The sequence below is a fragment of the Streptomyces cinnabarinus genome (assembly GCF_027270315.1).
Taxonomy (GTDB): Bacteria; Actinomycetota; Actinomycetes; order Streptomycetales; family Streptomycetaceae; genus Streptomyces; species Streptomyces cinnabarinus.
The window spans coordinates 1,073,478-1,096,013 of sequence record NZ_CP114413.1; the positions used below are offsets into that span (position 1 = coordinate 1,073,478).

At 71.4% G+C, this 22,536-nt stretch carries 22 protein-coding genes; 11 read left to right on the forward strand and 11 right to left on the reverse strand.

All coding sequences use genetic code 11. The annotated features are described in order from the left end of the window. Positions 1–53: 53 nt before the first annotated feature. Positions 54–443, reverse strand: coding sequence for a VOC family protein (locus STRCI_RS04940; protein ID WP_269657596.1), 390 nt, complete (start codon positions 441–443; stop codon positions 54–56). 105 nt (positions 444–548) lie between these two features. On the opposite strand from STRCI_RS04940, the gene STRCI_RS04945 reads away from it, so the two are divergent. After that, a complete protein-coding gene (locus tag STRCI_RS04945) occupies positions 549–1,586 on the forward strand; it encodes an Lrp/AsnC family transcriptional regulator (RefSeq protein WP_269657597.1) in 1,038 nt (345 codons plus the stop codon). Between the two features lie 378 nt (positions 1,587–1,964). Here the strand turns inward: STRCI_RS04945 and STRCI_RS04950 are convergent, their stop codons facing one another. Together STRCI_RS04950 and STRCI_RS04955 are read right to left on the reverse strand one after the other, a co-directional pair. Beyond that, complete coding sequence (locus tag STRCI_RS04950; protein ID WP_269657598.1) at positions 1,965–2,477, reverse strand: hypothetical protein; 513 nt, start codon at positions 2,475–2,477, stop codon at positions 1,965–1,967. Positions 2,478–2,677: 200 nt separating this feature from the next. Next, positions 2,678–3,100 carry a secondary thiamine-phosphate synthase enzyme YjbQ gene (locus STRCI_RS04955; protein WP_269657599.1) on the reverse strand — a complete coding sequence of 141 codons (423 nt, stop codon included), beginning with the start codon at positions 3,098–3,100 and terminating at the stop codon, positions 2,678–2,680. Between the two features lie 134 nt (positions 3,101–3,234). On the opposite strand from STRCI_RS04955, the gene STRCI_RS43530 reads away from it, so the two are divergent. The 3 genes from STRCI_RS43530 (at position 3,235) to STRCI_RS04965 (ending at position 5,282) form a co-directional block, all read left to right on the forward strand. Continuing rightward, on the forward strand, positions 3,235–3,318 hold the full coding sequence (locus STRCI_RS43530) for a putative leader peptide (RefSeq protein WP_418953450.1): 84 nt from the start codon (positions 3,235–3,237) through the stop codon (positions 3,316–3,318). A 100-nt stretch (positions 3,319–3,418) separates the two neighbouring features. After that, the gene (locus tag STRCI_RS04960; protein ID WP_269657600.1) at positions 3,419–4,198 is read left to right on the forward strand and encodes an ATP-binding cassette domain-containing protein; all 780 of its coding nucleotides are present in this window, start codon (positions 3,419–3,421) and stop codon (positions 4,196–4,198) included. A 13-nt stretch (positions 4,199–4,211) separates the two neighbouring features. Further along, the gene (locus STRCI_RS04965) at positions 4,212–5,282 is read left to right on the forward strand and encodes an NAD(P)-binding domain-containing protein (protein WP_269657601.1); all 1,071 of its coding nucleotides are present in this window, start codon (positions 4,212–4,214) and stop codon (positions 5,280–5,282) included. 9 nt (positions 5,283–5,291) lie between these two features. On the opposite strand, the gene mltG is transcribed toward STRCI_RS04965, so the two are convergent. After that, entirely contained in the window at positions 5,292–6,140 is an 849-nt protein-coding gene (mltG, locus tag STRCI_RS04970) for an endolytic transglycosylase MltG (RefSeq protein ID WP_269657602.1), read from the reverse strand. 43 nt (positions 6,141–6,183) lie between these two features. Further along, a complete protein-coding gene (locus tag STRCI_RS04975; protein ID WP_269657603.1) occupies positions 6,184–7,986 on the reverse strand; it encodes an ABC transporter ATP-binding protein in 1,803 nt (600 codons plus the stop codon). Between the two features lie 110 nt (positions 7,987–8,096). On the opposite strand from STRCI_RS04975, the gene STRCI_RS04980 reads away from it, so the two are divergent. After that, positions 8,097–8,540, forward strand: coding sequence for a MarR family winged helix-turn-helix transcriptional regulator (locus tag STRCI_RS04980; protein ID WP_269664488.1), 444 nt, complete (start codon positions 8,097–8,099; stop codon positions 8,538–8,540). Positions 8,541–8,615: 75 nt separating this feature from the next. Here the strand turns inward: STRCI_RS04980 and STRCI_RS04985 are convergent, their stop codons facing one another. Beyond that, entirely contained in the window at positions 8,616–10,220 is a 1,605-nt protein-coding gene (locus tag STRCI_RS04985; protein WP_269657604.1) for a peptide-N4-asparagine amidase, read from the reverse strand. 268 nt (positions 10,221–10,488) lie between these two features. Between STRCI_RS04985 and STRCI_RS04990 the strand changes: the two genes are divergently transcribed. From STRCI_RS04990 to STRCI_RS05005, 4 genes are all read left to right on the forward strand, one after another. Then, positions 10,489–12,330: an ABC transporter ATP-binding protein gene (locus STRCI_RS04990; protein WP_269657605.1), complete on the forward strand. Its 1,842-nt coding sequence runs from the start codon at positions 10,489–10,491 to the stop codon at positions 12,328–12,330. Next, positions 12,327–14,144: an ABC transporter ATP-binding protein gene (locus STRCI_RS04995; protein WP_269657606.1), complete on the forward strand. Its 1,818-nt coding sequence runs from the start codon at positions 12,327–12,329 to the stop codon at positions 14,142–14,144. Before STRCI_RS04990 ends, STRCI_RS04995 begins: the two co-directional genes overlap by 4 nt. A gap of 390 nt (positions 14,145–14,534) precedes the next feature. After that, the gene (locus STRCI_RS05000; RefSeq protein WP_269657607.1) at positions 14,535–15,005 is read left to right on the forward strand and encodes a DUF5709 domain-containing protein; all 471 of its coding nucleotides are present in this window, start codon (positions 14,535–14,537) and stop codon (positions 15,003–15,005) included. A 33-nt stretch (positions 15,006–15,038) separates the two neighbouring features. Then, complete coding sequence (locus STRCI_RS05005; protein ID WP_269657608.1) at positions 15,039–15,299, forward strand: type B 50S ribosomal protein L31; 261 nt, start codon at positions 15,039–15,041, stop codon at positions 15,297–15,299. Positions 15,300–15,349: 50 nt separating this feature from the next. Here the strand turns inward: STRCI_RS05005 and STRCI_RS05010 are convergent, their stop codons facing one another. Next, positions 15,350–16,144: a metal-dependent hydrolase gene (locus tag STRCI_RS05010; protein WP_269657609.1), complete on the reverse strand. Its 795-nt coding sequence runs from the start codon at positions 16,142–16,144 to the stop codon at positions 15,350–15,352. A 145-nt stretch (positions 16,145–16,289) separates the two neighbouring features. Between STRCI_RS05010 and STRCI_RS05015 the strand changes: the two genes are divergently transcribed. Together STRCI_RS05015 and STRCI_RS05020 are read left to right on the forward strand one after the other, a co-directional pair. Continuing rightward, positions 16,290–18,803: a DEAD/DEAH box helicase gene (locus tag STRCI_RS05015; protein WP_269657610.1), complete on the forward strand. Its 2,514-nt coding sequence runs from the start codon at positions 16,290–16,292 to the stop codon at positions 18,801–18,803. Positions 18,804–18,822: 19 nt separating this feature from the next. Beyond that, positions 18,823–19,692: an acyl-CoA thioesterase gene (locus STRCI_RS05020; protein WP_269657611.1), complete on the forward strand. Its 870-nt coding sequence runs from the start codon at positions 18,823–18,825 to the stop codon at positions 19,690–19,692. Between the two features lies 1 nt (position 19,693). Here the strand turns inward: STRCI_RS05020 and STRCI_RS05025 are convergent, their stop codons facing one another. The 4 genes from STRCI_RS05025 to STRCI_RS05040 form a co-directional block, all read right to left on the reverse strand. Continuing rightward, on the reverse strand, positions 19,694–20,608 hold the full coding sequence (locus STRCI_RS05025; RefSeq protein ID WP_269657612.1) for a DUF6397 family protein: 915 nt from the start codon (positions 20,606–20,608) through the stop codon (positions 19,694–19,696). 122 nt (positions 20,609–20,730) lie between these two features. Then, on the reverse strand, positions 20,731–21,144 hold the full coding sequence (locus STRCI_RS05030; protein WP_269657613.1) for a roadblock/LC7 domain-containing protein: 414 nt from the start codon (positions 21,142–21,144) through the stop codon (positions 20,731–20,733). Between the two features lie 185 nt (positions 21,145–21,329). Beyond that, on the reverse strand, positions 21,330–21,935 hold the full coding sequence (locus STRCI_RS05035) for a GTP-binding protein (protein ID WP_269657614.1): 606 nt from the start codon (positions 21,933–21,935) through the stop codon (positions 21,330–21,332). Positions 21,936–22,106: 171 nt separating this feature from the next. After that, positions 22,107–22,520, reverse strand: coding sequence for a DUF742 domain-containing protein (locus STRCI_RS05040; protein WP_269657615.1), 414 nt, complete (start codon positions 22,518–22,520; stop codon positions 22,107–22,109). Positions 22,521–22,536 lie beyond the last annotated feature (16 nt).

Sequence of the window (22,536 nt, forward strand, 5' to 3'; positions counted from 1 at the left end):
CCTGCCGTGATGAGCGTGGTGGCTGACGTCAGCGGCGCGCACTTCCCGGTCGGTCAGGCGGAGTCCTCCGCCACCGCCGCCGCCGACCTGCGCACGGTCTCGGAGTCGATGTACTGGATCTGCACGACGACCCCGTCCGGGTCGGTGACCCGGATGCTGCGGCCGAAGTTCTCCTCGACGAGTTCGTAGGGGTAGCCGTCGCGTTCGAGCCTCCGCGCGATCTCCTCCAACGGCTCCTCCGTGGCGAAGCCCAGTTCCGTGGTGCCGGGGACACGGCCCTGCGAGACGGAGGCGGCATGCACACCGAGGGCGCCCGCGGGGGCGTCCAGGCGGACCCAGACAGCAGCGCCGGGATCCTGCCGTACGCCGAGACCGAGCCCGGCGTAGAAGGTGCGGGACGCCTCGACGTCGGCGACGTATCTGATGGGGAGGACGGTCAACATGGCTCTGCCTTTCTGGGGTGGTCGGCGCCAGCGTCCTGCCCCGTGCTCCGTCGCGCGCTGTAGTGTCTCCGGGATCGACGCATTCGGACGTTTCAGGGGGATCCGGTGACGCAATCCGTCACGCTCGACGCGCTGGACCGCCGTCTGATCCATGCGCTCCAGATCGACGGGCGGGCCTCTTTCAGTCGTATCGCCGCCGTGCTGGGGGCGCCCGAGCGCATGGTCGCGCGTCGCTATCACCGGCTGCGATCGGCGCTGGTGGTCCGGGTCGTCGGGCTCGTCGACAGTCGGCGGATCGGCATGCTCGACTGGTTCGTCCGCATCGACTGCGCGCCGGACACCGCCGAGGCGCTGACCGCCGCCCTGGCGCAGCGCGACGACACCTCGTGGATCGCCCCGGTCGTCGGTGGGACCCGGCTGACCTGCATGGTTCGCACTCCGATCGAGAGCGCGGAGGCAGGGCGTCCGCTGTTCGACCACCTCCTCCGGACCCCGGGGATCCGTGATGTAGAGGCGTGTTGTGTGCTGCGTCCGGTCGCCGGGGTCGGTGGCTGGGCGGGCCGGACGAACGCGTTGGACGCGTCCGAGCAGGCGGCCCTCCTCGACTCCGCTCCGGAGTCACCGGACGGCCCGGAGGACCTCGCCGAGGCGTCCGGCTGGGGCGAGGGGGAGGCTCGGCTGGCGGGCGAACTGGCCCTGGACGGACGGGCGGACGTGGCACATCTGGCCGCCGCCACCGCGTGGTCGGCCTCGACCGTGCGGCGCCGCGTCGCCGGACTGCGGGCCGCCGGGGTGCTGCACTTCGAGGTGGACGTGAGCCCGGCCCACTTCGGCTTCCCGCTGGAGGCGCTGTTGTGGCTGGAGGTGGCACCGGCCGCGCTGGGCGAGGTGGCCGAGGCGCTGTCACGGCACCCGGCGGTCGCCTTCGCCGCCGTCACCACGGGCCGCACCTCGGTCTTCGCCATGATCCAGTGCCCTGACACCGGCGCCCTGTACGACTACCTCGCCGACGACCTGGCCGCCCTCCCGGGGATCGCCCGTCTGGAAACCGCCCTCGTGCAACGCCGCGCCAAGCGGGCGGGCCCCCTGTTGCTGCCGACGGCGGCGGAGCGCGCTCATGCGACGCGGAGGCCGGTCAGGTAAGCGGTGCACCGTGGTGGGCGCGGGTTGCCCGGTGCCGGCGTATGGCTGTCGGATAACCGCATGGCCCCGATCGAGGGACCGTGTTTCCCCTGATGCGGGCGATCCTGGGCAGCGGCGCGCACCCTCGGCGCGCGCCGACGCGTTGACAGCGACATGGATCGCACAGTCACCCCAGGGGCTCTCCCGGCGAGCGAGGACCGGCGAGCGCACCCTGCCGGACTCTCCTCGTCAGCGCAGCGGAACCCGCCCATCTATGCGGCCCTGGTCACCGAGTGGCAGGCCCGGGGCCGGATGGTCCCTGGCGCCCGGGATGCCCAGTGGGCCGCGGCCCTGGTCCCGTCCGGCCTGGCGTCGGATGCCTGGCTCCCCTCGGCGGGGTCAGTCGTCGCCCTGGAATCGGGGTCTGCTGCTCGGTGCCCCGCACATGGGGCAGCGCCCTCGCGCGTCGGCCTGCGCGGTGAGGACACCGAGTGCCTGCTGTAGGGCCAACTCCACGGCGGCGGGGAGGAACAGCGCGCCGGCCCCGTCCGGTGGGATCAGCCACCGCAGGCGTCCTACGGCCTGGTGCGGCGCGGGCACCGTGATCCACGAGCCCTTGCCCAGATAGCGGACGTCCGAGCCGATCCAGTGGCCGGCCGGATCGGGCGGCAGGAAGAAGCCCACCCGTCCGGCGACGGTGTCGGCCAGTGCCGGACCGGGCGGCTGCGGGATGCACAGCAGGGCGTCGAGGGCCAGCACGCCGAGTTCGACGGGCACGCTCAGCACGTCCCAGAACCGCCCACAGGCCAGCGCCGCCACCCCGCCCTCTCCGTGCCACTGCCGCTTGCAGGCTCGCGGGTCGGTAGCGGCGGCGGACAGCCATTCCGTGGCCCGCCGTGTGGTTCCTCGCATGGCGCATCTCCAGGTTCCGTCAGCCCGTGGACAGGACATACGTCCCCCTCGCCGCCGGGACCGCCGGACCTGGGACATTCATCCTGGTAGATAAACGCGCTGCTCGGAAGGGGTGGCGAACCCTGGCGAATTTATCCGGACCGCTCGCTTCAGCCAGCCTGGACCGCACGCTCACGACCAGGCAGCCGACCGGACCCCACTCAGCCCAGGAAGCTCAGCCGCACCTGCCGGTTCGGGTTGTCCTTGTTGGTGTCGACGAGGCAGACGGACTGCCAGGTGCCCAGTTCCAGGCGGCCGTTGACGACGGGGAGCGTGGCGTGCGGGGGAACGATCGCGGGGAGTACGTGGTCGCGGCCGTGGCCGGGGCTGCCGTGGCGGTGCTGCCAGCGGTCGTCGGCGGGCAGGAGGGTGTGCAGGGCGGTCAGGAGGTCGTCGTCGCTGCCGGCGCCGGTTTCGATGACGGCGATGCCTGCCGTGGCGTGGGGGACGAAGATGTTCAGCAGACCGTCCCGGCCCTGGGCCGCCTCCCTCAGGAAGGCCTCGCAGTCGAGGGTCAGGTCGACGACCGTCTCCGAGGAGCCGGACGCCACGTTCAGGACTCGGGTGGTGAAGGTGTCTGACATGGCGTCCATCCTCCTGTATCCGACCTGTATCCGACCGCCGCCACCGGCCAGGTGGCGTCCCGAGTGTGACACCGGCATGAAGTTCACCGGACCCCCGTTGACCTGCGCGACCCGGCCTCAATACGGTCAGCCGCATGGCGCGTACCGCCCTTCTCACCACGCGCGGTCACATCGACCTGCTGCGGGTGGCCTCCGCCGCGTGTCGTCGCGGCCGCTGAGGCCCCGCCCCGATCCCTCCGCGCGCTGAGCGTGCCGCCGCCGGGGCCTCGGCCTCCTCGCCGACCGCGTCGTCCGTACCCGCGAAAGGCTGCCGCTGCCATGGCGACCGACCTTCACCGGCCGGTGCACCCCAGGACCCACCGGACCGTCAGGGCCCCGCACTCCGTTCATGTCGACGGCCTCGTCCGCTCCTTCGACGGCCGACGAGTCATCGACCGGCTCCGACTCGACATCGAACACGGGGAGTTCGTCGCTCTGCTCGGTCGCGCCGGTTGCGGCAAGTCCGCCCTGCTGCGCATCCTCGCCGGACTCGACCGCGACATCGAGGGCACCGTCCTCGTGCCGCGCCGCAGGGCCGTCACCTCCCCATCCCCCCGTCCCACGCCATGGACGCGGGTCTGGCGCGACGTCCTCCTCGGCCTGCCCGGCGAACCCGACCGCGCCCTCGCCGAGCGCGTCCTCGACGAGGCCGGTCTCGGGCACCGTACGACCGCCCGCTCCAGGACCCTCTCCGACGGCGAGGTGCAACGCGCCTTCCTGGCAAGGGCGTTGGCGCGCGACCCCGATCTGCTGCTGCTCGACGACCCGTTCGCGGCACTGGACGCGCCGACCAGGATCGCGGCCCGGCAAGTGGTCGGGGAGGTGTGGCGGCGGCGTGGGTGCGCGGTGCTGCTCGTCACGGACGACGTCGAGGAGGCCGTGTCGCTGGCCGACCGTGTGCTCGTGATGGAGGGCGGTGTCATCGCCCATGAGCAGCGGATCGGGCTCGACCGGCCGCGCGACCTCACCGAACCCCGGTTCGCCGGGCTGCGGGCCGGGCTCCTCCGGCGCCTCGACGGAGACCTGGCGGCGGCCCGGGAAGATCTCCGGCCCCGGTGAAGTTGGTAGAAGCGTGAACAATACCGAGGCAGTCGTCATAGGCGCCGGGCAGGCAGGGCTGGCCGGCGCCTATCACCTGCGGCGCAGCGGATTCGAGCCGGGCCGTGACTTCGTCGTCCTGGACCACTCCCCCGGCCCGGGCGGTGCCTGGCAGTTCCGGTGGCCCTCGCTGACGTACGGCAAGGTGCACGGGATGCACGCGCTGCCCGGGATGGAGCTGACCGGGGCCGATCCGGCGCGGCCGTCCGCCGAGGTGATCGCCGAGTACTTCGAGAATTACGAGCGCGCCTTCGATCTGCGGGTGCTGCGGCCGGTGGACGTGCGGGCCGTGCGCGAGGGGGACGGCGGGCGGCTGCTCGTCGAGACCACGGCCGGGGACTGGTCGACCCGGGCGCTGATCAATGCCACCGGCACCTGGGACCGGCCGTTCTGGCCCCGGTACCCAGGCCAGGAGAGCTTCCGCGGGCGGCAGTTGCACACCGCGCAGTACCCGGGGCCCGAGGAGTTCGCGGGGCTGCGGGTGATCGTGGTGGGCGGGGGTGCGTCGGGTACGCAGCATCTGCTGGAGATCGCTCCGTACGCGGCCGCCACCACCTGGGTCACGCGGCGGCCGCCCGTGTTCCGCGAGGGTCCGTTCGACGAGAACGCGGGGCGGGCGGCGGTGGCGCTGGTCGAGGAGCGGGTGCGGCAGGGGCTGCCGCCGAGGAGTGTGGTCTCGGTGACCGGGCTGCCGCTCAACGACGCGATCCGGCAGGGGCTCGCGGACGGGGTGCTGGACCGACAGTCCATGTTCGACCGCATCACTCCGGACGGCGTCGAGTGGGACGACGGCCGCCGCGTGGACGCCGACGTCATCCTGTGGGCGACCGGGTTCCGGGCCGCCATCGACCATCTGACCCCGCTCAGACTGCGCGAGCCGGGCGGCGGCATCCGGATCGACGGGACCCGGGCGGTCGCCGACCCCCGCATCCACCTCGTCGGCTACGGCCCCTCGGCGAGCACCATCGGCGCCAACCGGGCGGGCCGCGCGGCCGTACGGGACATCAGGCGACTGCTGGCCGAGGAGCGGTCGGCGGCCGCCTGACCACTCCCCTCACTTCGCCCTCGGCGAGCTCTTCTGGTTGCGGTTGAACTCCGCGACATTGCGCTGGTGCTCGGCGTAGTCGGCGGTGAAGCGGGTGTCGCCCGGCTTGACGGTGACGAAGTACAGCCAGTCACCCGGGGCGGGGCTGATCGCGGCGCGCACCGCGTCCTCGCCCGGGTTGTCGATCGGGGTCGGGGGCAGGCCCATGCGCTGGTACGAGTTGTAGGGGCTCTCGATCCGGGTGTCGGCCGGAGTGGTCTTCAGCGTCGAACGGTTGAGGGCGTAGTTGATGGTGGAGTCCATCTGCAACGGCATGCCGCGCTCCAGGCGGTTGAAGACGACCCGGGCCACCTTGCCCATGTCGGTCTTGGTGGCCGCCTCGGCCTGGATGATGCTGGCGATGGTGACCGCCTGGTACACGTTCATCGCGTTGCGCTGGGCGCCCGCGGCGATCGGGGCGCCGTTGAACTTCTTGTTGGCGGTGTCGACCATGAACGACAGCAGCGCCTCGGGCGTCGCCCTCTTGCCGTTCTGTTCCAGGGGGTACGTCGCCGGGAAGAGGTAGCCCTCGGGGTTGCCGTCGGCGTCGCTCGGCAGCTTCAGATTCGCCTTCGCCAGGGACTTCTTGGCGGTGCCTGCGGGCAGTTCGAGCGCCTTGTCGACGGCCTCGTAGATCTGCCCGGACCGCCAGCCCTCCGGGATCACCAGGGTGGTGGGCTTCTTCTCCTCCTCACCGCCCAGGCTCAGCAGCGGCACCGCCACGGCGGTGCCGGCCACGACGGCCCCGGTCGCGATGAGGACGAGTCGGCCCCGGCGCGTCAGTCGGATCGCGCTCCGTGACGGAGTGTTCATGTGCATGCGGGCACGGTAACCCGCTAAAGCCCACAAACCCGGCATATCTTCATCTTGTCGGCTCCAGTCGGGCGTCCCGGCGGACCAGCTCCGCGTAGCGCCCGTCCCGCGCCAGCAGTTCCTCGTGCGTGCCTCGTTCGGCGGTCCGCCCGGAGTCCAGGACCACGATCTGGTCGGCGCCCCGGATGGTGGACAGCCGGTGCGCGATGGTGAGCGTGGTGCGGTCGGCCGAGAGCGCGTCGATGGCCTCCTGCACGGCGTGCTCGGTACGGGTGTCCAGGGCACTGGTCGCCTCGTCGAGGACCAGCACCGGCGGATCGCGCAGGATCGTGCGGGCGATGGCCAGGCGCTGCTTCTCACCGCCGGAGAAGCGGTAGCCGCGCTCACCGACGACCGTGTCGTAGCCCTCGGGCAGGGCGGCGATGTGGTCGTGGATCTGCGCCGCCTTCGCCGCCGCGTGCAGCTCCTCGTCGGTGGCGTCGGGCTTGGCGAAGCGCAGGTTGTCGGCGACCGAGGCGTGGAAGAGGTACGTCTCCTGCGAGACGACGCCGACCGCGCGGGCCAGAGTGTCGAAGTCCAGGTCGCGCACATCGACGCCGTCGAGGGTGACCCGGCCGCCGGTGACGTCGTACAGCCGCGGCACCAGGTGGCCGAGCGTGGACTTGCCCGCGCCGGTCGGGCCGACGACCGCGAGAGAGCCGCCCGCGGGGACCGTGATGTCGACGCCGTCGAGGATGGGGGCGCCCTGGTCGTCGTAGCGGAACTCGACGCTCTCGAAGCGGAGCTCGCCCTTGATCTTGTCGAGGTGGACCGGGCGTTCGGGTTCGGTGATGTCGATGGGCAGGTCGAGGTACTCGAAGATGCGCTGGAAGAGGGCGAGCGAGGCCTGGATCTGGACGCCGGTGCTGAGCAGGCTGACGGCCGGGCGGAACAGGCCCTGCTGGAGCGAGACGAAGGCGACGATCGTGCCGATCGAGACCTCGGGGCCGCCGTACTGGAGGGCCAGGCCCGCGGTCCAGTAGATGACGGCGGGCATCGCGGCCATGACGATCGTGATGACGGCCATGCGCCAGCGGCCGGCCATGTTCGAGCGCACTTCCAGGTCGACCAGGCCCTCGGACTCCGTGGCGAAGGACTTCGTCAGCGAATCGGAGCGGCCCATCGTGCGGCCCAGGAGGATGCCGCTGACGGAGAGCGACTCGGTGACCGTGGCGGCCATGACGGCCATCTGCTTCTGGCGCTGGGTGGTGATCTTCTTGCGCTCGTTGCCGACCCGGCGGCTGATCCACACGAACACGGGGAGCAGCAGCAGGGAGACGACTGTCAGCCGCCAGTCGAGGACGAGCATCGCGACGATCGTGGCGACCACGCTGGTGAAGTTGGCGACCAGGGAGGTGGCCGTGGAGGTGACGGTGGCCTGCATGCCGCCGATGTCGTTCGCGATGCGGGACTGCACCTCGCCGGTGCGGGTCCGGGTGAAGAAGGCGAGCGACATGCGCTGGAGGCGGCCGTAGACGGCGGTGCGCAGGTCGTGCATGACGCGCTGGCCGACGGTCGTCGAGATCAGGGTCTGGAGGACGCCGAAGACGCTGGTCAGGACCGCGCTGAGGATCATGCCGAGCGCGAGCAGGCTGAGCAGGCCGGTGCGGCCCTCGGGAATGGCGACGTCGAGGATCGCCTTCAGCAGGAAGGGAGTCGCCACGGAGACCAGGGACGCGGCGCCGACCAGGAGGCCGACGATCGCGAGGCGCCCGCGGTAGGGGCGGAACAGACGCAGGATGCGGCGCACCTGCCGGGGCTCTTGCTTGGCGTCGGCAGGCGGTGTCCAGGCGGGTTCGTGATCGGGATGCATGGGCTCCTACGGAGGGGTGAGGACGGGACTGACGGAGCTTAGCTCATTGTTACCTATACTCACAATGAACCTGGTCCTGATATTGTTCCCGCATGACCAGCCCTGATCCCGTGCCCCACCCCGACCCCGACGGCGCGCTCGCCGAGCAGCTGCTGCGGTTCACCCGGCGAGTGCACCGGATCCAGAAGCGGCACATCGAGCTCTCCGGCCTGGGCGTCACCCCGGCCCAGTCCCGGCTGCTGCGCACCCTCGCGCACTACTCCGCACCGCCCCGGATGGCCGACCTCGCCGAGCGCCTGGAAGTGGTCCCGCGCGCCGTCACCTCGCTGGTCGACGGGCTGGAGGCGAGCGGCAAGGTCCGCCGGGTGCCGGATCCCACGAACCGGCGGGTGATCCGCATCGAACTCACCGAGGACGGGCTGAAGGCGCTGCGCGCCCTGCACGGGGCACGACGGTCCGCGGCCCAGGAGATCCTGGCGCCGCTGACGGCCGAACAGCGCGAGGTGCTCGGGGGGTTGCTCGACACGCTGGTGGACGGAGGGCGGGGGTGCTGAGCCTCAGCGCCTGCCGGCCTCAGGACAGCTGAGCGACGTGCGCCATCGAACGACGCCTTCCCTCAACGGCCACGATCAGCAACGCTGGTGATCCTCCGTCAGCACGCCCTGGGCGGTGGCCAGTGAGCGGTCGTGGCAGCCGCCGGGGACGTCCGAGCCGTACAGCCGGTAGCGCTCGCTCGACGTGCCGACCGCGTGCCGCTGGTCCCGGGGCACGTTGACGGTCCAGGTGGCGTCGCCGGTATAGGTGTCGTCGAGCCTGGACCAGCCGGTGCGCCGGCCGTCGCGTGTCGTCACCGCCGAGGCGCGGTCGCCGAGGGTGAGCACCGTGCGCAGCCGGTCGTCCGTGCCGAGCGTGGTGGTGCCGTCCATGGTGTACGTGCGTTGGGTGCGCGTCGTTCTGGCCGGTCCGCGTCCGTCAACCGTGACCGACTCGTCGTCGCGCCAGGTGGCGTCGAGTGCGTCCATGGTCTCGCCGTCGGTCCAGCGATGGACGGAGGTGTGCGCCAGCGAGCGGCGGACGGTGGTGCTCACCCGGCCGTGCGAGGTTTCGACGTATCCGGCCACGGTCAGCGCGTGCGCGCTCTCGGTGTCCAGCCGGTGCTCCGAACCGGGCGTGTACGTCGAGGAGTTGGCGAGTCCCTGGTCGCGGTGCGCGGTGAGCGCGCCGGTAACGTGGGCGCGGCCCTCGTCCTGCCAGACGAGGATGTTCACGGGGGCGCTCCAGCCGGGGCGGCCCTCCGGCAGGCCGGCCACGGAGACCTCGATGTCGTGCGGCCGGCCGTCGTTGAGGAGGCCCGCGAACGGCGTCAGGTCGTATTCGATCGGCCGGACGTCGAAGGCGCGCGGCCCCGGAACGACGTACCAGAGGAAGGGATTGGACCAGCCCCCCGTCCAGACGTGCGGGAACGGCGCGGCGACGCCCGCCAGTTGGCCGTCGACCTTGATCCGCACCTCACGGTTGGGGCCGTCGGTCGCCCTGCAGGAGTACGGCGCGGAGTCGGGCACCGTGAGGTACCAGTACTCCTCGCAGCCGCCGCCGGATCCGGTGGCGTACACCTCGGCGACGACGCGTTCGCTGTTGCGCGGGGTGGTGAGGGTGCCGTCGGTCAGGGGGAGGACCTGGTCGGGGGTGCTTGCGGGTCTGCCGGTGTAGAAGGTCAGGGTCACCTTTACGTCGATGATGCCGGTGTAGGTGTCATCGACGACGTTCCCGATGAGCATCTCGACGGCGCCGCGGTCTCGGAGGGTGTCGCTGTAGCGCGTGACGTCCTTCTCGACGGACCATTCGATGCCGTCGGGCGAGGGCTGCGGGGTGGACGTACGGAAGATCTCGACGCCGCCCACGCTGACGTGGCCGAGGCGGTCGTACTGGCGGCCCTTGACCTTGCCGTCGAGGCGCAGGACCACCTTGCTCCAGCGGTCGCCGCAGCCGTCGGGCGGCGTGTACGTGCCCCGGTAGGGCGTGAAGTCGCGGAACTGTGCCTCGGCGAGCGTCACTTCGCAGGATCCCGTGTCCGGGACGGTGACGGGTGGCGCGGCGGTGACCGGGTTGTGCCAGTCCGAGCCGAACTCGGCGGGGACGTCGACCTGTTGGGCGGACGCGGGGTTCGCCCCGAGGAACGCGCTTGCCAGGAGGGTCGCTCCGGCGAACATGGACATGACGATCCGTCTCTTCATGGGCGTGTTCTACGGGGGTGCCCGGGGGCGGCGCAATGGGGCGTCGGCCGGGGTGGCGCGATGCGGCTTGGGTGGGGGTGGCGGAGTCCGTGGGTCCGGTGTGGCTCCTGAGGGCAGCCGAATCGTTTCCCCTTGGGGAGAAAACCGCTTGCCACCGACCACGCTACGACGCGAACCTGTCACGGTTTGCTGCCGTCGCGTGGACATCGGTTCGAGGCGCGCGATGGCCATCCGACCTTCCGCCCCCGACGCGAGCCACTGGGACGTCATGCAGATTCAAGACCTTCCGTATCCCGACCCGGGCGTCCCGGACGCCCGCTCGGGGCCCCGCTTCCTGTGGTGGCTCTTCCGGAACCAGCTCGGCGGCCAGTTCAAGGCCCTGGCCTGGGGCCTGGTGCACTTCACCTCCGTCTCCTCCCTGCCGTTCTGTGTCGGACTCGCCATCCAGGCCGTGGTGGACCGCTCCGGTGGCCGACTCGCCCTCGCGGGCGGGCTGATGGCGCTCGCCGGTACGGGCATCGCCCTCGGCGACACCTTCCTGCACCGCTCCGCCGTCACCAACTGGATCACCGCCGCGGCCCGCGTCCAGCAACTGCTGGCCCGCAAGGCGGCCCTGCTCGGCTCCGCGCTGACCCGGCGCGTCGCGGCCGGTGAGGTGGTGGCCGTCTCCACCGGTGACGTCGAGAAGATCGGCTGGTTCGTGGAGGCCGTCTCCCGGTTCACCGCGGCCGCGGTCACCATCGTGCTGGTCTGCGTCGGCCTGGTGCTCTACCAGCCCGCGCTCGGCGTCGTCGTCGCGGTCGGCCTGCCCGTCCTGGCGGTCGCGGTCCTGCCGCTGCTGCCCCGGGCCACCCGGCGCGCCGACTTCCAGCGCGAGAAGGCGGGCCGCGCCACCGAACTGGCCTCGGACACCGTCGCCGGCCTCCGCGTACTGCGCGGCATCGGCGGCGAGGAGCTCTTCCTCGACCGATACCGCCGCGCCTCCCAGGAGGTCCGGCACGCCGCCGTCCGCAGCGCCCGGATGTGGGCCCTCATCGCCGCCATCCAGGTCCTCCTCCCGGGCCTGCTGCTGATCACGGTCGTCTGGTACGGCGTCCACCTGGCCCGCGACGGCCGCATCACCGTCGGCGAACTGGTCACCGCCTACAGCTCGATCATGCTGCTCACCTACCCACTGCGGCACTTCGAGGAAATCGCCATGGCCTACTCCTTCTCCCGCCCCTCGGCCCGCCGGGCCGCGGGGGTGCTGTCGCTGGAGCGGCCCACCGACACCGACGGGTCCCGCGCCGCTGAGGTGCCCTCCGGCGATCTGTACGACCCGGCCACCGGACTGCTCGCGCCCGCGGGCCGGTTCACCGCCGTGGTGTGCGGCGACCCGGACGCGGCCGGACGGCTGGCCGAACGGCTGGGCGGCCACCCCTCGCAGCCGGGCACCTCGGTGCGACTGGGCGGGGTTCCGCTGGACGAGCTGCCGCTCGACACCGCCCGCACGGCCGTCCTCGTCCAGGACAAGGACCCGGTACTGCTCTCCGGCACCCTCCGCGAACTGCTCGACGTGCCCCATTCCGGCGCGGTCGGCTCCGCGGAGGCGCTGGCGGCGGCGCAGTGCGACGACGTACTCGCCGCCCTGGCCCAGGGCTCGCTCGACGCCGCGGACCCGATGGACGCCCTCATCACCGAACGGGGCCGCTCCCTTTCCGGCGGCCAGCGCCAGCGGCTGGCCCTCGCCCGCTCGCTCGTCACCGACCCGGAGGTGCTCGTCCTGGACGAACCCACCTCCGCCGTCGACTCCCACACCGAGGCACGGATCGCGGGCGGCCTGAAGGATCTGCGCGCCGGCCGCACGACCGTGGTGTTCACCTCCTCGCCGCTGCTCCTGGACCGCGCCGACCGGGTCGTCCTCGTCCACGAGGGCGACGTCACGGCGGTGGGCGTACACCGGGAGCTTCTCCACAAGGAGCCGCTGTACCGGGCCGTGGTGACGCGGGAGACGGACGAGGAGGCGGCGCTGCGAGACGCGGCCCGGGAGGGCCGGGACACCGGGCCGGCCTCACCGGTGGACGCGCTGGAACAGATCGACGCACTGGAAGAAATCGAGGAAAGCGCATGATCGGCGTAGCGCCACCGGCCTACGACCCGGCCGCTCCGACGACGGCGAACACCCTGCCCGTCGGCGCCCCGGCCACCGTACGCGCCTACGTGACCGAACTGTTCCAGCGGCACCGCCGGGCCTTCCTGGTCCTGGTCGGCGTCAACACGGCCGCGGTCCTGGCCTCCATGGCCGGTCCTTGGCTGCTCGGCGACCTGGTCGAGCGGGTGTCCGAGGGCGCCGAGGAGCTTCATCTGGGGCTCACCGTCTCGCTGTTCGTCGTCGCGCTCCTCATCCAGGCGGTGTTCGTCCGGGAGGTGCGGCTGCGCGGCGCGATACTCGGCGAGCGGATGCTGGCCGACCTGCGCGAGGACTTCCTCATCCGGTCCGTCGGGCTGCCGCCCGGCGTGCTGGAGCGTGCCGGGACCGGCGACCTGCTGTCCCGGATCACCACCGACATCGACCGGCTCGCCAACGCCATGCGCGAAGCCGTGCCCCAGCTGGCGATCGGCATCGTCTGGGCGGCGCTGCTGCTGGGCGGCCTCGTGATCACCGCGCCGCCGCTGGGCGCCGCGGTGCTGGTCGCCGTGCCGCTGCTGGTGGTCGGCTGCCGCTGGTACTTCAAGCGGGCGCCCTCCGCCTACCGCTCGGAGTCCGCCGGGTACGCCGCCGTCGCCGCCGCGCTCGCCGAGACCGTGGACGCGGGCCGTACGGTCGAGGCCCACCGGCTCGCGGGCCGCCGTATCGACCTGTCCAAGCAGCGGGTCAAGGAGTGGACGGCCTGGGAGAACTACACGCTCTGGCTGCGTTCGGTGCTCTTCCCGGTCATCAACATCACCCACGTCACCGTCCTCGGCTCGGTCCTGATGCTCGGCGGGGTCTTCGTCCTCCAGGGCTGGATCGACGTCGGCCAGCTGACCACGGGCGCGCTCATCGCCCAGATGCTCGTCGACCCGGTGGGCCTGATCCTGCGCTGGTACGACGAGCTCCAGGTCGCCCAGGTGTCGCTGGCCCGGCTGGTCGGGGTCCGGGACATCGAGCCGGATGCCGGGGACGCCGAGCTGACCCCCGACGGACGCGATGTGCACGCCGACCGGGTGCACTTCGGCTACCTCGAGGGCGTGGACGTCCTGCGCAAGGTGTCCCTGGAGGTGGCCCCCGGCACCCGGCTGGCGCTGGTCGGCCCCTCCGGCGCGGGCAAGTCCACCCTCGGCAGGCTCCTCGCCGGCATCTACGCGCCCCGGGAGGGCCGGATCGCCCTCGGCGGCGCCGAACTCTCCCGGATGCCCGCGGAACGGGTCCGCGAGCACGTGGCCCTCGTCAACCAGGAGCACCACGTCTTCGTGGGCTCCCTGCGCGACAACCTGCTGCTCGCCCTGCCCCACTCCCGCCTCCCGTCGAACGCGGGGGCATCGGAGGACTCCGCCGACGCGGAGCTGTGGGCGGCGCTCGCGGCGGTCGACGCGGACGACTGGGCACGCGCTCTCGACGAGGGCCTCGACACCGAGGTCGGCTCGGGCGGCTTCGCGCTGACCCCGGCGCAGGCGCAGCAGATCGCGCTGGCCCGGCTCGTGCTGGCCGACCCGCACACGCTGGTCCTGGACGAGGCGACGTCCCTGCTCGACCCACGGGCCGCGCGCCATCTGGAGCGTTCCCTGGCCCGCGTCCTGGACGGCCGCACGGTGGTCGCCATCGCCCACCGCCTCCATACCGCTCACGACGCCGACGTCATCGCCGTCGTCGAGAACGGCCGGATCAGTGAGCTGGGCAGCCATGACGAGCTGGTCGCGGCGAAGGGGGCGTACGCGGCGCTTTGGCGGTCCTGGCACGGGTGAGGTCCGGGAGCCAGGGGTACTGGGGGTGTCAGGGATGATCGGGCGTGGCTCGGGGTGCCCCTGATGTTCGCCGGGCAAGTCGGCTCGCCCGGCCCAGGTCGCCCCGGGGCAGCGCGCCCCGCACCGATCCGGTGGCCCGACGGCCGCGTGCACGCGTACCGGAGACTCCCGTTCTCCCAGCCCACGGCCCGGTCCTACCGGGCTCCCGTCCCCGCCCCGGACCCGTGGCGTTGCGCGGGTGGGAAAAGGGGTGGAAGGCTGGATAGCGGCACCGGTTCGGGGAGCGCCCGGGAAGCCTGCGGTACGTGTCGGGCGCAGCCTGTGCCCCGCGCGCCGGCCCGTCGCCGATCGTGGTGTCGGCGGGCCCGTCCCCAGCACCTGGAGGTACCCGTGAACAGCGCCGACGGATGGGGGGACGACGTCTACCAGCCCGACGCGTCCGAGATCCAGGACGACGCGGGGCTGCTCGACGCCGAGGACACCCTGGTCAACGACGGCGTCGGCGACCCCCTCGACCGCGGCTGGTCCCCGCCGGACCGTCCGTGGGCGGTGGAGCGCTCCGGTGTGACGGCCGCGGAGGGCCACGAGGGCGAGACGCTTGACCAGCGACTCGCCGAGGAGCTGCCGGACCTCGCCACCCCCGACAGCGACGGCCTCGGCGACTGCGAAGGCACCGACGGAGAACTCCTGGACAACGAGGTCGGCGCCGCACGCTCCGGCCGCCTCGTCGCCCCCGACGAGGGCGCGCACGAGGACGAGGAGAGTGCGCTGGTCGCCACGGACGTCGGGATCGACGGTGCCGCGGCCTCGGCCGAGGAGGCCGCCATGCACATCGTCGACGAGGACGCCCTGTCCGGCTGATCCCGCCGCCGCACCGGCCCCCGAGGAGCCCTGATGCAGCAGGACAAGCACCCCGACTACCGTCCGGTCGTCTTCCGGGACCGCGCCGCCGGATACGCCTTCCTCACCCGGTCCACCGCTACCAGCGGCGAGACCATCGAGTGGGACGACGGCGAGACGTACCCGGTGGTGGACGTGGAGATCTCCTCCGAGAGCCACCCCTTCTTCACCGGCAAGGCCCGCACGGTGGACTCGGAAGGCCGCGTCGCCCGCTTCGAGCGCCGCTACGGCGGGGCGGACGCCGAGGGAACATGACCGGACCCTGGTCCCGCCGCTGGCGCTGACGCCGCCGTTGCCGCTGCCGCTCAGATGACGTTGAGCGCCGCCGCGCAGCCCACTCCGCCGAGCAGCATGAACACCGGCATGAGCACCTTCAGCTCCACCCAGCTGCCGGCCCGGAACCGCATGGCCTTCGGCGGGCCGATCGGGTACCAGCGCTTGCGGCCCACCGGGATGGGCCACAGGATCGGGCAGCCCGACACCGTCAGCGAGTCCCCTATGTCGTGCACCAGCGCGCCCAGCACGATCGGCAGCCCCAGCCACAGGTACTCCTGGCCCGGCTCCGTGAACAGCCAGTCCGCACCGTTGCCCGGCTTGTCCAGCACCCCGGCCAGGATCCAGGCGCTGGTCGCTGCCAGCAGCCAGACCAGGACGTCGCTGCTGGACCCGCGCGCCGCCCGCCACAGCAGGCCCTCGATGGCCAGCACCATGTGCGCGAAGAGGATGCCCAGTACTGCCCAGCGGCCCCCGGTGATCGCCAGTACCGAGGCGCCCGCCCCGATCAGGACGGCCCACAGCCAGGTGTGCGTGAGCGTTCGGTGACCGCCGGAGCGGCGCGGGTCGCCCTGCTTCTTGGTGGCCTTGTAGACGGCGTAGGAGAGCTTGTCGACGATCTCGCACAGCCCGCGCGAAAGCGGTCCGAAGGCCCGCGAGATGGTGGCGGCCTTGTGGTCGAGGTCCGGGGCCAGTGCCGCTCCGGCGCAGATCAGCGCGCCGACCAGGACGACGGGCCAGGGCATCGGACGTCCGGCCGCTGCGGCCGCCGCCCCGACGCCGAGCCAGGCCGCGGCGCCCGACAGTGAGTGTGCTGGTCCCATCATGGCCGTTGCCCGCCCTATTCCTCGTGTGCCGCTGTCCAGTTGACGGTGTGCGCTGACGTGTTGTCGGCGACACAGCGTAGCGTTCGCGATCTTCTGACCGGCAGCCGATTCCCCTGTCAGGCCGGTCGGCAGGCAAGATGGGTGGGTGACCCTCATCGATCAGCTGCCGCCGACCGCCGACCCAGACGCCCTCTACGAAGCCTTCGAGTCGTGGGCCGAGGAACGCGGTCTGACTCTCTACCCCCACCAGGAGGAGGCGCTGATCGAGGTGGTCTCCGGCGCGAACGTGATCGTGTCGACGCCCACCGGGTCCGGCAAGAGCATGATCGCCGCGGGTGCGCACTTCGCCGCGCTTGCCCGTGACGAGGTCACCTTCTACACCGCTCCGATCAAGGCACTGGTGTCGGAGAAGTTCTTCGAACTGTGCAAGCTGTTCGGCACCGAGAACGTCGGCATGCTCACCGGCGACGCCTCCGTCAACGCGGACGCCCCCGTCATCTGCTGCACCGCCGAGGTCCTCGCCTCGATCGCGCTGCGCGACGGCAAGCACGCCGACGTCGGCCAGGTCGTCATGGACGAGTTCCACTTCTACGCGGAGGGGGACCGCGGCTGGGCCTGGCAGATCCCGATCCTCGAACTGCCCCAGGCGCAGTTCGTGCTGATGTCGGCGACGCTCGGCGATGTCTCGATGTTCGAGCAGGACCTGACCCGGCGTACCGGCCGCCCGACGGCCGTGGTCCGCTCGGCGACCCGCCCGGTGCCGCTCTCCTACGAGTACCGCCTCACCCCGCTCACCGAGACGCTGACCGAGCTGCTGGAGACCAAGCAGGCGCCGGTGTACATCGTGCACTTCACGCAGGCGCAGGCCGTGGAGCGGGCGCAGGCGCTGATGAGCATCAACATGTGCTCGCGCGAGGAGAAGGACCAGATCGCCGAGCTGATCGGCAACTTCCGTTTCACCACCAAGTTCGGCCGCAACCTCTCCCGCTACGTGCGGCACGGCATCGGCGTCCATCACGCGGGCATGCTGCCCAAGTACCGCCGCCTGGTGGAGAAGCTCGCGCAGGCCGGTCTGCTGAAGGTCATCTGCGGCACCGACACCCTGGGCGTGGGCGTCAACGTCCCCATCCGCACGGTGCTGTTCACGGCGCTGACCAAGTACGACGGCAGCCGGGTCCGCACGCTGCGGGCCCGTGAGTTCCACCAGATCGCGGGCCGCGCCGGGCGGGCGGGGTTCGACACGGCGGGCTTCGTCGTCGCGCAGGGGCCCGAGCACGTCATCGAGAACGAGAAGGCGCTCGCGAAGGCGGGCGACGACCCCAAGAAGCGGCGCAAGGTCGTCCGGAAGAAGGCGCCCGAGGGCTTCGTCGGGTGGACGGAGAACACCTTCGAGAAGCTCATCGCCTCCGAGCCGGAGCCGCTGACGTCCCGTTTCCGGGTCACGCACACCATGCTGCTGTCGGTGATCGCCCGGCCCGGCAACGCCTTCGAGGCGATGCGGCATCTGCTGGAGGACAACCACGAGCCGCGCAAGCAGCAGCTGCGGCACATCCGGCGAGCCATCGCCATCTACCGCTCGCTGCTGGACGGCGGCATCGTCGAGAAGCTCGACCAGCCGGACGCCGAGGGCCGGATCGTACGGCTCACCGTCGACCTCCAGCAGGACTTCGCCCTGAACCAGCCGCTGTCCACCTTCGCGCTGGCCGCGTTCGAGCTGCTGGACCCGGAATCGCCGTCCTACGCCCTGGACATGGTGTCCGTCGTGGAGTCCACTCTGGACGATCCGCGGCAGATCCTCGTCGCCCAGCTGAACAAGGCCAAGGGCGAGGCCGTCGCCGCGATGAAGGCGGACGGGGTGGAGTACGAGGAGCGCATGGAGCGCCTCCAGGACATCTCCTACCCCAAGCCGCTGGAGGAGCTGCTCTTCGGCGCGTACAACACCTACCGCAAGAGCCACCCCTGGGTCGGCGACCATCCGCTGTCGCCGAAGTCCGTGATCCGGGACATGTACGAACGGGCGATGTCCTTCACGGAGTTGGTGTCGTTCTACGAGCTGGCCCGCACCGAGGGCATTGTGCTGCGCTACCTGGCCAGCGCCTACAAGACCCTGGACCACAACATCCCGGACGATCTGAAGTCCGAGGATCTCCAGGATCTGATCGAGTGGCTGGGCGAGATGGTCCGCCAGGTCGACTCCAGTCTGCTGGACGAGTGGGAGCAGCTCGCCAACCCGGAGGAGATGACCGCCGAGGAGGCCCAGGAGAAGGCCGACGAGGTCAAGCCGGTCACCACCAACGCGCGCGCCTTCCGCGTCCTGGTCCGCAACGCCCTCTTCCGCCGGGTCGAGCTCGCCGCCCTCGACCAGGTCGGGGAACTGGGCGAGATGGACGCCGACGCCGGCTGGGACGCGGACGCCTGGGGTGAGGCCATGGACAAGTACTGGGACGAGTACGACGACCTCGGCACCGGTCCCAACGCCCGCGGCCCGAAGCTGTTGGTGATCGAGGAGGAGCCCGCGAACCGGCTGTGGCGCGTCCGGCAGATCTTCGACGACCCCAACGGCGACCACGACTGGGGCATCAGCGCGGAGATCGACCTCGCCGCCTCCGACGCGGAGGGCCGCGCGGTCGTCCGGGTCACCGACGTCGGCCAGCTGTGAGCACTGGAGAATCCCACCCATGACGACGAATCCGGCCGAGAGGCTCGTCGACCTGCTCGACCTGGAGCAGATCGAGGTCAACATCTTCCGCGGGCGCAGCCCGCACGAGTCCCTGCAAAGGGTCTTCGGCGGCCAGGTGGCCGGCCAGGCCCTGGTCGCCGCGGGCCGCACCACGGACGGCGAGCGCCCGGTGCACTCGCTGCACGCGTACTTCCTGCGCCCGGGCCGCCCGGGCGTGCCGATCGTGTACCAGGTCGAACGGGTGCGGGACGGGCGGTCGTTCACGACTCGCCGGGTCACCGCGGTGCAGCAGGGCCGCACGATCTTCAATCTCACCGCCTCCTTTCACAAACCTGAGCAAGGGAGCTTCGAGCACCAGCTGCCGCCCGCCCGTGAGGTGCCGGACCCGGAGTCGCTGCCGACGGTCACCGACGAGATCCGGGAGCATCTGGGCGCGCTGCCTGAGCAGTTGGAGCGTATGGCGCGCCGCCAGCCCTTCGACATCCGCTATGTGGACCGGTTGCGCTGGACACCCGCCGAGATCAAGGACGCCGAGCCGCGCAGCGCGGTGTGGATGCGCGCGGTCGGGCCGCTCGGTGACGACCCGTGGGTGCACACCTGCGCGCTGACCTACGCCAGTGACATGACCCTCCTGGACGCCGTGCGTATCCCCGTCGAGCCCCTGTGGGGTCCGCGGGGCTTCGACATGGCGTCGCTGGACCACGCGATGTGGTTCCACCGGCCGTTCCGCGCGGACGAGTGGTTCCTGTACGACCAGGAGTCTCCGATCGCCACGGGTGGGCGTGGGCTGGCCCGTGGGCGGATCTACGACCTCCAGGGACGACTGCTGGTGTCCGTGGTCCAGGAGGGGCTGTTCCGGGCGCTGTAGATCAGCCGCTTCTGCGGCGCAGCCAGCCGAACAGGCGGTGCGATGGCCGGTGTTCGTCGGATTCCGGGGTCGGCGCGGCGGGCGGCGCCGGGGTGGCGGGGTGAACCGGCGCAGTGGGATGCGCATGGGTGGCGGGGCGTGGTGCGGGCCGGTGTGCGCGTGCCTCCTCGACCGCCCGCGTGAGGTCGGCCCGCAGCCAGCCGGTCTCGTCCGCGTCGTCCGCCGTCATGATCTGCTCGCACCGGCGGGCGGCCGGCGAGCCCGGCGCTCCGTGCACGGGCGGTCCGGGCCGGAAGCGGTTCAAGTGGGAGCGTTCGTAGGGGTCGGGGACGATCTCCGCGATCTGCACCGGGTCGAGGAAGGCAGCCAGGGCTCCGGCCTGCTGCCACGGATCGTCGCTCTGGCGCAGCAGGAACCCCAGCCGGCGTCCGCGCCAGTTGCGGGGCCGCAGGTCCAGGCCGGCGTCGAGCTGATCGCGCATTCCCTCGGGGGTGCGCGCCTTCAGCAGAGGGGTGTTCTTCTCGTCGGACGCGAACTGCCGTAGCTCCTCGGCCAGGTACATCCAGACCACGGCCCGGTAGCGGTTGAGGTAGAAGGCCACGGGCACCACCAGGCCCAGGCGGGCGAGACGGGTGAAGCGGCCGGGCGGCACCTCCATCACGGCCGCTCCTTCGGTGGTGCCGACGGTCCGCACGCGTTCGAGCAGTGTGTCGGGGAAGCCCTTCGAGGCCCGCACCCGCTCGATCTCCAGGCGAGTGACGCGGCGGTGGCCGCCTCCTCCTTCGTCGGGCACGGTCCGGATGTGCCCGAGGTGGACGGCGAGGTCGAACTCGCGCCGTTTCAGACCCAGTTCCCGCGCGGCGTGGCCGGGTGTGCAGGAGGCGCCGCGTGGCTGGGTGATGGTGTCGCCTGTCATGGTCTCCCCCGTGGAGTCGGATGCTCACGCTGTGTGCGTTCGCCGTGACAGAACGGTAGCCAATCCGGCGAAGATCGCGGGGAGCCTGTGGATAACTCCACGGGGAAGCGAGAAGACGCAGGTCAGAGGTCCGTGATCGAATCCCGCTCGGGTTTGCGCGCATCCACCGCGAGGTGCTCGCCGACCCGGTTGACGAGCAGGGTCATCTCGTAGGCGATCTGGCCGATGTCGGCCTCCGCACCGCTGAGGACGCACAGGCAGCTGCCGGTGCCCGCGGCGGTCACGAACAGGACGGCGTCGTCGAACTCGACCATCGTCTGGCGCACTCTGCCCGCGCCGAAGTGGTGCCCCGAGCCCTTGGCGAGGCTGTGCAGCCCGGAGGAGACCGCGGCCAGGTGTTCCGCGTCCTCCCGGCGCAGTCCTGTGCTCGCGCCCGTCACCAGCCCGTCGTTGGACAGGACCAGCGCATGCCGCACATGCTCCACCCGCTCGGTCAGATCGTCCAACAGCCAGCCAAGTCCCTGATTCTGCGTCATGTCCCGTCTCCCCGTACGACGCGCCTCCCCCTGGCCGAGGGAGTATCCGCTCGCCAGCCTTCCGGACAAGTCGGGCCCGGGGCAAGGAGGCTGGGGGCACGGCACGGAAGATGACCGACACGGAACGGCGGAAGCCCGCCTCCGGCGAGGCCGTGGCGCGTCAAGGTGTCGTGGCCCAGGCCGGTTCAGCTCACCGAGTCGAGGAGCCGGGCGGTGTGCATCCGCCCGGCGTACTCGACGAGCCGGATGAGCACCTCCTTTCCCGAGTCGCGGTCGCGGGCGTCGCAGAGCACCACGGGCGTTCCCTGGTCGAGATCGAGGGCGCGTGAGACGTCATGGGCGCCGTAGGAGCGGGCGCCCGGGAAGCAGTTGACGGCCACCACGAAGGGGATGTGCCGGTGCTCGAAGTAGTCCACGGCGGGGAAGCAGTCCTCCAGGCGCCGGGTGTCGGCGAGGACGACCGCGCCCAGGGCGCCTTGGGAGAGCTCGTCCCACAGGAACCAGAAGCGGTCCTGGCCTGGCGTGCCGAACAGATAGAGCGAGAGGCCGGAGCGGATGGTGATCCGCCCGAAGTCCATGGCCACGGTCGTGGTGACCTTCTGGTCCACGCCGTCGGTGTCGTCCACCCACTGACCGGCCTCGCTGAGCAGCTCCTCGGTGCGCAGCGGCCTGATCTCACTGACCGCGCCCACCAGGGTGGTCTTGCCCACGCCGAAACCGCCGGCGACAAGGATCTTCAACGCCAGGGCGGCCGTCTCGCCGCCCGGGTCGTCGGAGTGCTCGGAGACCATCGATCACTTCTCTCGGGAGTGCCGGCAACGGTCGACGTCGTCAGGAGTGTGCCGCCTGCTCACGGAACGTGTGTGTGCGGCTTCGGTGCGTGTGTGCGAAGTCAGCATCATGACAACTCCGCCCTCTTCCCGAAGGGTTCGACCGCTTTTTGCCTGGTTCTGAACTGTCATCTACAACGCCCGCAACCCTTCGATCACTTCGCGCAGAATGCGTTCGTCAGGGAGCTGCGCGGGCGGCACCGGGCGGCTGACGGTGACGCAGCCCAGCTCCAGCAGGTCACCGAGGAGCACCCGGACGACACCGACCGGCAGGTCGGCGCCCGCGGCGAGTTCCGCGACCGACTGGGTCTCCGGCCTGCACAGTTCGATCAGCGCACGGTGTTCCGGTCCGAGCGCGGTGTCGTCGTCGACGCCCGGAGCGCCCGCGTCCAGGGTGACGAGCGCGATCAGATCGAACCGGACTCCGGTGGGACCCGGCTTGGTGCGGCCACCCGTCATGGCGTACGGGCGGACGAGCGGTCCGGCCTCGTGGTCGTACCACTGGCTGCCCTGCTCGCGCGGGCCGCCCTTCTGGTCTTCGGTCATGTGTGGGGACCGCCTT

Excerpts from the sequence above, each read along its gene's own strand:
- STRCI_RS04985 (WP_269657604.1), bottom strand. The coding sequence starts at position 10,220 with ATGAAGAGACGGATCGTCATGTCCATGTTCGCCGGAGCGACCCTCCTG.
- STRCI_RS05020 (WP_269657611.1), top strand. The coding sequence starts at position 18,823 with ATGACGACGAATCCGGCCGAGAGGCTCGTCGACCTGCTCGACCTGGAG.
- STRCI_RS04995 (WP_269657606.1), top strand. The coding sequence starts at position 12,327 with ATGATCGGCGTAGCGCCACCGGCCTACGACCCGGCCGCTCCGACGACG.
- STRCI_RS04960 (WP_269657600.1), top strand. The coding sequence starts at position 3,419 with ATGGCGACCGACCTTCACCGGCCGGTGCACCCCAGGACCCACCGGACC.
- STRCI_RS04975 (WP_269657603.1), bottom strand. The coding sequence starts at position 7,986 with ATGCATCCCGATCACGAACCCGCCTGGACACCGCCTGCCGACGCCAAG.
- STRCI_RS04940 (WP_269657596.1), bottom strand. The coding sequence starts at position 443 with ATGTTGACCGTCCTCCCCATCAGATACGTCGCCGACGTCGAGGCGTCC.
- STRCI_RS05040 (WP_269657615.1), bottom strand. The coding sequence starts at position 22,520 with ATGACCGAAGACCAGAAGGGCGGCCCGCGCGAGCAGGGCAGCCAGTGG.
- STRCI_RS05035 (WP_269657614.1), bottom strand. The coding sequence starts at position 21,935 with ATGGTCTCCGAGCACTCCGACGACCCGGGCGGCGAGACGGCCGCCCTG.
- STRCI_RS05010 (WP_269657609.1), bottom strand. The coding sequence starts at position 16,144 with ATGATGGGACCAGCACACTCACTGTCGGGCGCCGCGGCCTGGCTCGGC.
- STRCI_RS05030 (WP_269657613.1), bottom strand. The coding sequence starts at position 21,144 with ATGACGCAGAATCAGGGACTTGGCTGGCTGTTGGACGATCTGACCGAG.
- mltG (WP_269657602.1), bottom strand. The coding sequence starts at position 6,140 with ATGCACATGAACACTCCGTCACGGAGCGCGATCCGACTGACGCGCCGG.
- STRCI_RS05005 (WP_269657608.1), top strand. The coding sequence starts at position 15,039 with ATGCAGCAGGACAAGCACCCCGACTACCGTCCGGTCGTCTTCCGGGAC.
- STRCI_RS43530 (WP_418953450.1), top strand. The coding sequence starts at position 3,235 with ATGGCGCGTACCGCCCTTCTCACCACGCGCGGTCACATCGACCTGCTG.
- STRCI_RS04955 (WP_269657599.1), bottom strand. The coding sequence starts at position 3,100 with ATGTCAGACACCTTCACCACCCGAGTCCTGAACGTGGCGTCCGGCTCC.
- STRCI_RS04950 (WP_269657598.1), bottom strand. The coding sequence starts at position 2,477 with ATGCGAGGAACCACACGGCGGGCCACGGAATGGCTGTCCGCCGCCGCT.
- STRCI_RS05025 (WP_269657612.1), bottom strand. The coding sequence starts at position 20,608 with ATGACAGGCGACACCATCACCCAGCCACGCGGCGCCTCCTGCACACCC.
- STRCI_RS04990 (WP_269657605.1), top strand. The coding sequence starts at position 10,489 with ATGCAGATTCAAGACCTTCCGTATCCCGACCCGGGCGTCCCGGACGCC.